Source organism: Nostoc sp. CALU 1950 (assembly GCF_051172895.1).
Taxonomy (GTDB): domain Bacteria; phylum Cyanobacteriota; class Cyanobacteriia; order Cyanobacteriales; family Nostocaceae; genus Nostoc; species Nostoc edaphicum_A.
Genome location: NZ_JBDNJQ010000033.1, coordinates 46,695 through 56,562, shown reverse-complemented (window position 1 = coordinate 56,562; position 9,868 = coordinate 46,695). Strand labels below are relative to the sequence as shown.

Here is a 9,868-nt window from a genome sequence, read left to right as displayed (position 1 = left end):
GCGATAAATCGCCGTCTCTACAAAAGATTGATTCTTGTAGAGACGGCGATTTATCGCGTCTTTGGATCTAGAATGTTCATCAAAAAACCTTAACCGAACCGTATTGGGTACGAGGTCATTGGGAGTTCTTTAAAATCCCTGCATGATAATCCAAACAACCCCCGCCGCTATTAGAGGCACGCTGAGGTTATCTGTGCCGTGAGGTGAGACTGCCTCTGCTAGGGTTGCGAAAGTAGCAGTTACCACAGCCGTTAACAAAGCCCATCCTAAACCTAAAGGCGTTGCTAGAGGACTCAGGGACGAGCCAGGTAGCAACAATAGCACCAAGAAAATCACCACTGTACTCGCCACAAACATTGCTGCTGAACCTTCCCAGGAACGCACAGAATTTCCCACTTGGTACTTATGCTGTCCGAAGCGTCTACCGATTAATGCTGCTAATGCATCACCCCAGGTCATTGCCATTATCCCAGCTACAGCGATCGCAACACTATCTACTGGCCCATCTGGTCGCCACAGTAACCCGAACAACAGCGTCACTGAGATAGCGAAATAAACTGTACCAGGTGAGCTATCCTGGCTATCCATTGCGCCGATGAATCGGTAACGGTAAAACAGGTAGTTGAGTCCGATAAAGGTAGCAAAAGGTATAATTCCGATTTCCCACCGATTAAATAGCAGCAGCACGCCGAAAACCCACATTCCTGCACCAATATGGATCACTTTGCGAGTCAAATCTGGCTTTACGCCCAATAGCCTACGCAGTCCTTCGCCAATAACAAGCAGACTAATTGCGTAAATATAAGAAATTGCTAGCCCGATAAAATCATTGTTTGTCATTTGTCATTTGTCATTTTGCTTCCTGGCTTGTTCACTTCGTGCGATCGCTATTTTTTCTAAAGTTCTTTTCTATTAACGAAACACTACCAATACCTTGAAGAATACCACGACCGATTAAACCTAAACCCCTACCAATTATTTGGGTGAGAATGAAGACTATACCGCTACCTACAAAGGCTACTAATGTTTTTAAACGCGGTGCGATCGCATCACTAAATTCTAAAAATAATGTCACTACTAAAGGAATATTAGAAAGTTTGGCTAACTCCTGATTTCGAGGAGCATAAACTGAAGTCTTGGCAATACCACGAGGTGCAATTACAAATAGATCATAACGGCTTTCAAAAACTGCTTTTGGCTCATCTATATAATTTTTTAACCGATATTTCCATGATAAATCGTTTCTAAACCGTTCAATCTCTCTTGTAGAAATAAATTGGCGACTATATAAATTTTGCTTAATCGTTTCTACATCTGCTAAAGAGTTGAGTAGTGGTTGCACTACGCCATTAGCTATCTGAATCAACAAGTTCTCTAAAATCATTAATGCTTGGGACTTGGCTTCATGGCTCACTGCGGGATAAGAGCCATTATCAATATACAATTCTGTTTGAAATAGAAGATAACAATACAACTCACAAACTAGCGGAATTTGATTGAGGATATCTCTTTGCACTACTTCTGTATTTTGCAGTAATAAATTAACAATTTCTATGTTTTTATCACCTACTTTTATTCTAGAAAACCTTCCAAAAAAATCTGTAATTGCTGATTCCCATAAATCGTGCAACAAGATAGATTTCACTTCATATAATTGATTAATTTCAATTTGAGAAGCCCGCAGTTCATCCAACTGATTAGCCAATTTTTGCAGGATAAGATAAAGTAATTCTCGTTTTTTCTCTTCACGAAAAATGTCAATTTCTAAAGCTACATCTGTGACGTTTTGCAAGGGAAATTGAAGTTTGGTAATGCAAGACGCAAACAAGGCAGATTGTAGCGCTCCTGGACTAAGTAGAGGTGACATTTGCCTTTGCTGAATAGCACTACTCAACGAAGGGGTCAAAGGCTGCTCATCAGCAACCGGAATATCTTCCTCTTGCCTTTCTTGTGATGAAACCAACAACCGATTTAGCAACCAACGAGCTGCTAGCAATTCTCGTCGCTGTCCAGCTAGAATTGCTCGATCTAATACTGGTAATCCAGGAACTTGTAATTGGGCTGTGACTGCGGCTAGGGTAGCGTCAATGTAACCAATTCCTGACAAACGTAAATTATTTCGCAGTTTAGAAAAAGGGAGTGGGGAGTGAGGAGAGACGTGATTAATCGCGTCTGTATTAGGGAGTGAGGTTGTGATTGCTTCTGTGTCTCGAAACCAATAGGAACCACCATCTGCAACTTCTTGCATGGCGGCGACTAATTCAGGAAGTGGTGTACCTTTGGGGCAGTAGCCATTTACACCAACAGATTTTGCAGCCAATAGTAGTCCTGGTTCTTGCACAGAACTGAGAAGCAAAATTGGCAGGTTGGGATATAAGGCTCTAAGTTGCCGACAGAATTGTAAACCTAGTTGTTGGCTGATGCTAGAGCGACCATTACCTAATTCCAAAACTACCAGATTTAGCTGGTTAGGGTCTTCTTGGGCAATTTCTGCTAAAATTTGCAAGGCAGCGGTATCAGTTTCTACCACTGCTATTACTTCTAGGTTAGGAATTGCTTCTAGAGTTACCCGTAATCCCAGACGAAAAATCGGGTCTTGGTCGATTAACAGTAATTTTAGATGGCGATCGCTCATAGTCTACTTAATTACGCAAGCACTGTTTTTTACCAATCAGAAAACAGCTTTGATACAAAACTTTGTCTTCCTCATTGTCACCTGTTTTCGCAAACTGATAAATGGATCATAATTGCCTTGTGCAGCCTTCACTGTGTAATTAGATGAACTTGAGTATTCGGCACTGGTTGGCGGAACGCTATATCGCAATCAATCAAATCAAAGGATTTTCAGCGGGACAATTGGCAGGTATTGCCTACCGGATTGTTCAGGATATGGAAGTCAAAAGCCTCATGCCTTTTGATATCTGTACCTTGGCAGAGGTTTTAGAACTGCCTTTAGGGATTGTTTGGGAAGAAATCAGTGTCATTTCCCAGTTGACAGAAAATCTGTTGCGTAGTCTCAGCCAAAAAAAACCGTTAAAACGTAATGAAGGCACATGGCTAGCGTTTCAAATCGCCTATCTTCAAGCTTTGCAAGCAATTTTAGAGCAAGAAGTAAGCTTACAAAGACCGTGGCTAGACCGGGCAAGTATACCAATCCAAGCACAAATACTTCAAGAGGATGTGGGTAAACTCATCCTCCAAGATTCGCAACTGCAAGGATTGCTGAAAACTCTCAGTCCAGGTAGATTGACTGATACTCAAGCTGAACAAGCACTGTCTTTGGTTGCAGATTCATTACTGGTGCAACAAATAAATAATGCTGCCATAGCTTGGTTAGTTGCCAATGGTGCAGAGGAACCTGAAGCTAAACTCTTAATACAGCGTTTAGTCAACTCACTTCCTGGTGAAATACTCATAGTCGTTACTGAAAATGCTCCCCCTTTAGCCCAACTGCAAAAATTTTTCCGTTTGGGAATTTCATTATCTCCCAGCTTGATCACTCCAGAAGTTGGTTCTACAATCGCTGAAAAAATTGATTTGCATCGAGAACATTATCGTGCAAGTTTGATTAAAAATCTGAGTATGCCTTTACTCATAGAATCCTTTGCCCTTAAGGATCTCTATGTGCCGCAAAAAGGCTTACCAATAGAAGAAAATATTTATGAGCAAGATAAAAAAACTGTTAAACCAGGTGATTTAAAAACTTGGGCGCAACAACAGCTAACTGATTTAGAAACGATCGCTGTCATTGAATCGGAACCTGGTTATGGCAAAACTAGTTTTTGCCAACTCTGGGCAGCACAGGTAGCAGAAGAATTGTACCCTACTTGGATGCCTATATTAATTAAGTTACGGGATGTAAAATATGGCAAAACTTTTACTGAAACCCTAAATTCTGCTTTTCCTGTTAATCTTTCAACTTGGTTAGAGCAAGAAAATCTGCCTTGTCTATTGCTGCTGGATGGTTTGGATGAACTGCCCCCTTCTGCTCAGGGTATCAGGGCAAAAGCAATTTTTATTCAGCAATTACTGAATTTTCAATCTCAGCATAGACACAAAATTGTGTTAACGAGTCGGTCAACAACATTACAGGAAATTGCCCCAGAGATACCGTTGCCATTGAGGCGAATTATCATTCAGCCCTTCGATGTGGATGAACTCAAACAATGGTTTCAGCAATGGGCAAAAGTGCAATCGTTAGCGATCGCTCAAAATTTCTTTACATTGTTAAAACAGGCGGGTTTATTTACCAACCAGTCCAAGTTAAGAGAATTATCTGCTCTGATCCGCCAACCCTTAATGCTGCATTTATTGGGTATTTTACACCGCGACGGACTACTAGATGATGAACTATTGCAATTAGCTGCTAATGCTCCAAAGTCTTCTCTGTTATGGGAAATTCATCATCGCTTGAGTCGATGGTTATTGGGCTATCCGCTAACTGGTGGGATCAAGACGATGCTACTGCGTTCAGGATCGGCTCATATCCACCGGACTCCAGAAGCGATCGCTAATTTACTCGCTAATCGTCATCCCCAAGATTTACTTGAGCAGATGCAAGCGATCGCTCTCAAAATTTTACACTCGCAACGTCATCAAATTAATTTAGCTGGTGAATTTAATACTCTACCAGGATTTTATTTTAAAATTCGGGATTTAGAAAGCGCAGCCAAAAGTAGTTTAATTGAGTTTTCGCATCTCAAGCTAGGAGAATCTCTTTGTGCAGATGCCATTGCTGCCCAACTTAAATTTCTAACTCAGTACCAAGATGAGGCTTATGGTAGCCTTGCTTTTGTGCTTGATTCTCCTAGTAGCGTTGCCCAGCATATTTACAATTTACAGGGTTACGGGATACTTAGCCAAGAAATTGAAGAACTGGCGATCGCAATTTTACGCCGAGAGCAAAAGCACAAATTTTCCTTTGAAGTTTTGTTCCAACGGCTTTTGTCTTTCTGGCGTGCTTACTGTCAAGGGCGTTGGCTAGACGAAGGAATAGCCCACAAAGCTTTGACTCATTTCCACACACTGCAAAACCCGGTGAATGTTGAGCAAGTGAATGCTGCTGTGGGACTAAATGTGTTTTTATTGCTTTGTGCGTGCTACCGAGAAACAAAAATCCCTTTTTGGCCTTGTGGCAATCCACTCAATTTCACAGAATTCAATCCAGAGGCTTTAAGTGCGCTGGTTACGAGAACAAGCATTTTGCACAAAAACGCCTTTGCAACCCGAATCAAGTCTTTGGCTGGACTCAATTTATCGGGAGCCTCTTTGCTGCAAGTAATGTTAACTGGGGTAAATCTTGAGCAAACAAACTTATCCAATGCGGAGTTAATTGGGGCGAATTTGGTTGGAGCTAATTTGCAACAGGCAAACCTCGCAGGCGCAAACCTTCAACAGGCAAACCTCGCAGGTGCAAACCTGCAACAGGCTAACCTTACAGGCGCAAACCTGCAACAGGCTAACCTTATGGGGATAAATCTTAATTCTGCCAATCTTATTAATGCCTGTTTATTTGAAGCAATTCTTACTGAGGCTAACAAAAAATTAGCTACCGATAATGGTGCCTTGTTCTCTAAAGAGTCATTTCAAAAACTGAAAAATTTGCGTGGTTTACCGCCGCAGGCATCGCAGCAACCCTTCTTAAACACCGTCCAAATTCCAACAAACACAGATGTTAATTGGAGCAAAACCCCTGCGATCGGACTAATTGAAAGCTGCGAAGGAACTATTTTACCAATAGATTTATACGATGATGATGCCGATGATGAGACAGTTTTTGGCAATAATGCTATTGGGGAATAGGGCATTGGGCATTGGGCATTGGGCATTGGGCGTTGAAAAGAGGGAGAGGTGCTACTCCTGCTGAGGGGAAAAACTCTTCTCCCTTTCTCCCATTCCCCATTCCCCATTCCCCATTCCCCATTACCTATCCCTCTTGCCGATTCCGGTAGCCAAAAAAGTTAATACTGTAGTCAGTAATCTGCACTCCTGTTTCTTCTTCAATTTTGCGGATCAAATCTTCTGGTAGTTCCACATGAACATCAAGAATTTGATTTGTATCCACACAATTTATATGACTGTGAGAGTCACTGATATTGCCGTACAAACGCCCATCACAGCGTTCAATACATTCAATGATGCCTTGACTGGATAATGCTTCTAAGTTTTGATAAACAGAAGTATGACCGATCTCTTTGCCTTGTTGATTCAAGCGATCGTAAATCTCTCTTGCCGCAAGGTGTTCATTTGCCTGCCAAAGTAATTCCAGAATAAAGCGACGCTGACGACTGACGCGCATACCCAGAATTTGACAGCGCTCAAGCGCATCTTCTAGGGAACGAATTGGTTTTGTAGTAATTGTTTGTTTTTGCATATTACAGCTTGTTAACTGTTGGGGGAATTTTCCCGTCTAAATGTTTATTGGTTATTTAATATATGCAATCATATTGCACACCGCTGTTTTACCTATGCTTGTGTTTTGGCTTTTGATGCTGCGGAAGTCATAGGTGGCGATAATGATTTTTTTTTGCTTTTTGATGGCTACTTTGTCAGACCTTAATCTAAAACAAACTCATTACAACTTTAACTTAAAATTGCTGTAAATGTCCACCTTGGGGCAAGTGTTACCTTACTCAAGTAGGCTAATTCTAATGGCATAGTGTGTAAATCGTGTAGTAATTTATTAGTGAAATGTGAGTAATTATAACAATAATAAAAGTAATATTTAACTTTATTAAAAATCGGGGAAGTGAGCGGCGTAGGCGTAGCCAGCCGCAGGAATGGCTATTGTCTCATATCCATGCTACTAACTGGAATGTATTTTGTTATAACCAGCAAAAATTAAGCCAAAGTATCAAAGAAATTTGATCAGTTCAGGCTTGCGTCTAAAGCTTGTATAGGTTGACCAAATTATCAGCAAAAAAGTATCAGTAAATACTAATTGATTTGTGAACAAGACTTTGTGCTACTAAAGGTCAATCTAGCGTCAATCCCTGAAAGCTGCTACTGTAGATTCTCGATCCTACAGTTGAGTAAAAAAAAGTGGCTGCTGAGTCAAAGACAATTGCGATCGCACTCAATAATGACCTGATTAACAATCTGGATATATCTCCTGCGTCAACGGTGATTGAACAACTGCTGCAAGATGGGGCTGCATCCCATGAACAGCAGCTACAGTTTGATATCAATTACGATCTCGAACCTGACGATCCACGGGAACTCTCAGAAATTCCAGAGGTGCGGCTGTGGTTTGTGCGCCTAGATGCCAAATATCCCTGGTTAGCATTTTTCCTAGATTGGAAAGCTGGAGAATTTGCTCGTTATGCCGCCATGCTTGTACCACACCAATTCAGTTCCAAAGAAGGCATTCAGTACAACCCGGAAGCCTTAGAAATATTTTTGATGCACAAAATCTTTGTTTTAGGTGATTGGCTCAAACAGCAAGACATCCCCAGTCTCTCGCGGCTGAAATCTATGGCCCAAATGCTGGGTTATGAATTAGATGATGCTTTTTTTGAGATATTTTAGCTGGGTGAAAGTTAAGTTGGCACAATAAAATCAAACTAGGCTAAAACCCAATTCCCCATTCCCCATTCCCCATCCCCCACTCCCCACTCCCCATTCCCCATTCCCCATTCCCCACTCCCAATTCCCCATTCCCCATTCCCCATTCCCCATTCCCCATTCCCCATCCCCAATTCCCCAACTAGCTGCAATTGAACAATGCGGATTTTGCTAGTAGAAGACGATCCAGAGCAAATAGAACCGCTCCATGAAGCCTTGGCTCGTTCAGGGCATATTGTGGATGCCGTCGAAGATGGGGCAACAGCCCAATGGTTGATGGGTGAAAAAGATTATGATTTGCTGATTTTTGACTGGATGTTGCCCGATGAAGATGGTATCTTTCTGTGCAAACAGTATCGTCAAGCAGGAAAAGCGGCTCCTATCTTGATGTTGACAGCAAAAGATACCACTGTCGATAAAGTGATGGGGCTAGATGCCGGAGCCGATGATTACCTTGTCAAACCTGTAGATATTGAAGAATTACTGGCACGGGTGCGGGCATTGCGGCGGCGATCGCCCCTGTGGTGTGGTGATGCTTTGCAAGTCAACGGGCTATCTCTCCATCTCGACACCATGCGCCTGGAATGGGGAAGCACTAGCCTGAAACTGAAAAGCCGAGACTTTCAGCTACTAGAGTACATGATGCGCCATCCTCGCCAAATTCTCACCCACGATCAGATCGAACAGGCACTCTGGGAATGGGGACAAGAACCTGAGAGTAATGCCGTAGTTGCTCGTGTAAAACGCTTGCGTCAACGACTGCGCGAGATTGGTGTAGAAACTTGGATTGAAACCGTTTATGGCACTGGCTATCGTTTAGAACCTCCTGCGGGGTAATCTATGGCTTATCGGGTTCAACGGCTCTATCAACGCTGGCAAACTTTGCCGATTCGAGTGCGGGGAACAGCGATCGTTGCCATTCCCATAACCTGCTTGTTTATGGCTCTATCAGCCTTTGCTTGGCTAAAAGCGAGTCTGGTAGAAGATGAAACCTGGGTGCAACATACTCAAACGGTACGCCTAGAAACAAAACAGCTTCTTAACGCCTTGATTGATGCTGAAACTGGAGTTCGAGGTTATGGGCTAACTCAACGGGAGGAATTTTTGGCTCCTTATAAGCAAGCTCAGACAATTATTCCCCCATCCTTGAATCGATTAGAAAAACTGGTACAAGACAATGCCCAACAAACCCAGCAAATTCAAAAAATTCGCACACTGGTTGATGATAATTTAGAAATCTTTCAGCAGAAATTAACCTTACAGCGAGAACTGAAAAGAATTCGTGGACAAACTGATACCTTGATTCCCGTAGCGTCCCTTTATGAGTGGTTAGAAGAAGGGAAATTAACGATGGATCAGGCGCGTCAACAAATAGATCGCTTCGCTCAAACCGAGGAAGAATTATTAGTACAACGCATACAACATCAAGATTTTTATCGGCAAATCACCTGGATTGTATTGTGTATTTCTGTTGTATTTGGAACGATCGCAGCTTTGTTTGCAGTTCATCTTTTCTATCAACTGGAGCGAGAATTAGCGAACCGAGAAATCAATCTACGAGAAACTAATCAGCGTTTAGAAATAGTCTGCGATCAACTCCAGCGATTTACTGCCAATGCTTCTCATGAACTCCGGGCACCCTTAGCAGCAATCATGAGCAATGCCCAAGTTGGGCTAATGGATTTAGATGAGCTAGACGACTCACCAATGCAACTGCGAAAGCGCATTGAGAAGATTATCAGCCTTACCAAACAGATGAGTACGTTGGTGGGTGATTTGTTATTTCTGGCGCGACACGAAGGATTATTGGCTCCTGACTCGATGGAATCGGTGAATTTAACAGAGCTTTTAGAGAGTATGTCTACTGAATGGTTGTCACAGGCAAAAATCCATTCTTTAGAACTCACCTGCCAGTTACCCGATACGGCTGTTGTAGTTCAGGGTGATGCAAATTTGTTACAACAAGCGATCGCTAATCTCCTCAGCAATGCTTGTCGCTATACAACCGCTGGCGGAACCATTGAACTGCGACTGATTAGACAGCTAGAACAAGCCTTAATTCAAGTAAAAGATACTGGAATTGGCATTCCCAGCCATGCATTACCTCATGTATTTGAAAGATTCTACCGAGCCGATCCAAAACGTTCTAGAGCATCGGGTGGATTTGGACTAGGATTAGCGATCGCCCAGCAAATTGTACAGGTTCACGGGGGACAAATCAGCGTCACCAGTACTCTTGATCAAGGCTCAACCTTTCAAATTACCCTGCCACTTTTGACCCAATACGCTTGGGTTAAGGGCTAAT

The 9,868-nt window shown here is 42.4% G+C and carries 8 protein-coding genes; 4 read left to right on the top strand and 4 right to left on the bottom strand.

The window, feature by feature from the left end:
• Positions 1-129: 129 nt before the first annotated feature.
• Positions 130-840 carry a diacylglycerol/polyprenol kinase family protein gene (locus ABF638_RS12095; RefSeq protein WP_435022955.1) on the bottom strand — a complete coding sequence of 237 codons (711 nt, stop codon included), beginning with the start codon at positions 838-840 and terminating at the stop codon, positions 130-132.
• A 31-nt stretch (positions 841-871) separates the two neighbouring features.
• A complete protein-coding gene (locus ABF638_RS12090) occupies positions 872-2,635 on the bottom strand; it encodes a DUF3685 domain-containing protein (RefSeq protein WP_435022954.1) in 1,764 nt (587 codons plus the stop codon).
• A 143-nt stretch (positions 2,636-2,778) separates the two neighbouring features.
• Between ABF638_RS12090 and ABF638_RS12085 the strand changes: the two genes are divergently transcribed.
• A complete protein-coding gene (locus ABF638_RS12085; RefSeq protein ID WP_435022953.1) occupies positions 2,779-5,802 on the top strand; it encodes a pentapeptide repeat-containing protein in 3,024 nt (1,007 codons plus the stop codon).
• A 124-nt stretch (positions 5,803-5,926) separates the two neighbouring features.
• On the opposite strand, the gene ABF638_RS12080 is transcribed toward ABF638_RS12085, so the two are convergent.
• A complete protein-coding gene (locus ABF638_RS12080; protein WP_435022952.1) occupies positions 5,927-6,373 on the bottom strand; it encodes a Fur family transcriptional regulator in 447 nt (148 codons plus the stop codon).
• 668 nt (positions 6,374-7,041) lie between these two features.
• Between ABF638_RS12080 and ABF638_RS12075 the strand changes: the two genes are divergently transcribed.
• Complete coding sequence (locus tag ABF638_RS12075) at positions 7,042-7,527, top strand: CRR6 family NdhI maturation factor (RefSeq protein WP_435022951.1); 486 nt, start codon at positions 7,042-7,044, stop codon at positions 7,525-7,527.
• A 35-nt stretch (positions 7,528-7,562) separates the two neighbouring features.
• On the opposite strand, the gene ABF638_RS12070 is transcribed toward ABF638_RS12075, so the two are convergent.
• Positions 7,563-7,691, bottom strand: a complete 129-nt coding sequence (locus ABF638_RS12070) for a hypothetical protein (protein WP_435022950.1) — start codon at positions 7,689-7,691, stop codon at positions 7,563-7,565.
• 31 nt (positions 7,692-7,722) lie between these two features.
• On the opposite strand from ABF638_RS12070, the gene rppA reads away from it, so the two are divergent.
• Together rppA and ABF638_RS12060 are read left to right on the top strand one after the other, a co-directional pair.
• Entirely contained in the window at positions 7,723-8,400 is a 678-nt protein-coding gene (rppA, locus tag ABF638_RS12065; RefSeq protein WP_435022949.1) for a two-component system response regulator RppA, read from the top strand.
• A gap of 3 nt (positions 8,401-8,403) precedes the next feature.
• On the top strand, positions 8,404-9,867 hold the full coding sequence (locus ABF638_RS12060; RefSeq protein WP_435022948.1) for a sensor histidine kinase: 1,464 nt from the start codon (positions 8,404-8,406) through the stop codon (positions 9,865-9,867).
• The last annotated feature ends 1 nt before the right edge of the window (position 9,868 follow it).

Bases quoted from the DNA above. Each gene is read 5' to 3' on its own strand.
- ABF638_RS12095 (WP_435022955.1), bottom strand. From the start codon at position 840: ATGACAAACAATGATTTTATCGGGCTAGCAATTTCTTATATTTACGCA.
- ABF638_RS12090 (WP_435022954.1), bottom strand. From the start codon at position 2,635: ATGAGCGATCGCCATCTAAAATTACTGTTAATCGACCAAGACCCGATT.
- ABF638_RS12085 (WP_435022953.1), top strand. From the start codon at position 2,779: ATGAACTTGAGTATTCGGCACTGGTTGGCGGAACGCTATATCGCAATC.
- ABF638_RS12080 (WP_435022952.1), bottom strand. From the start codon at position 6,373: ATGCAAAAACAAACAATTACTACAAAACCAATTCGTTCCCTAGAAGAT.
- ABF638_RS12070 (WP_435022950.1), bottom strand. From the start codon at position 7,691: ATGGGGAATGGGGAATGGGGAATGGGGAATGGGGAATGGGGAATTGGG.
- rppA (WP_435022949.1), top strand. From the start codon at position 7,723: ATGCGGATTTTGCTAGTAGAAGACGATCCAGAGCAAATAGAACCGCTC.
- ABF638_RS12060 (WP_435022948.1), top strand. From the start codon at position 8,404: ATGGCTTATCGGGTTCAACGGCTCTATCAACGCTGGCAAACTTTGCCG.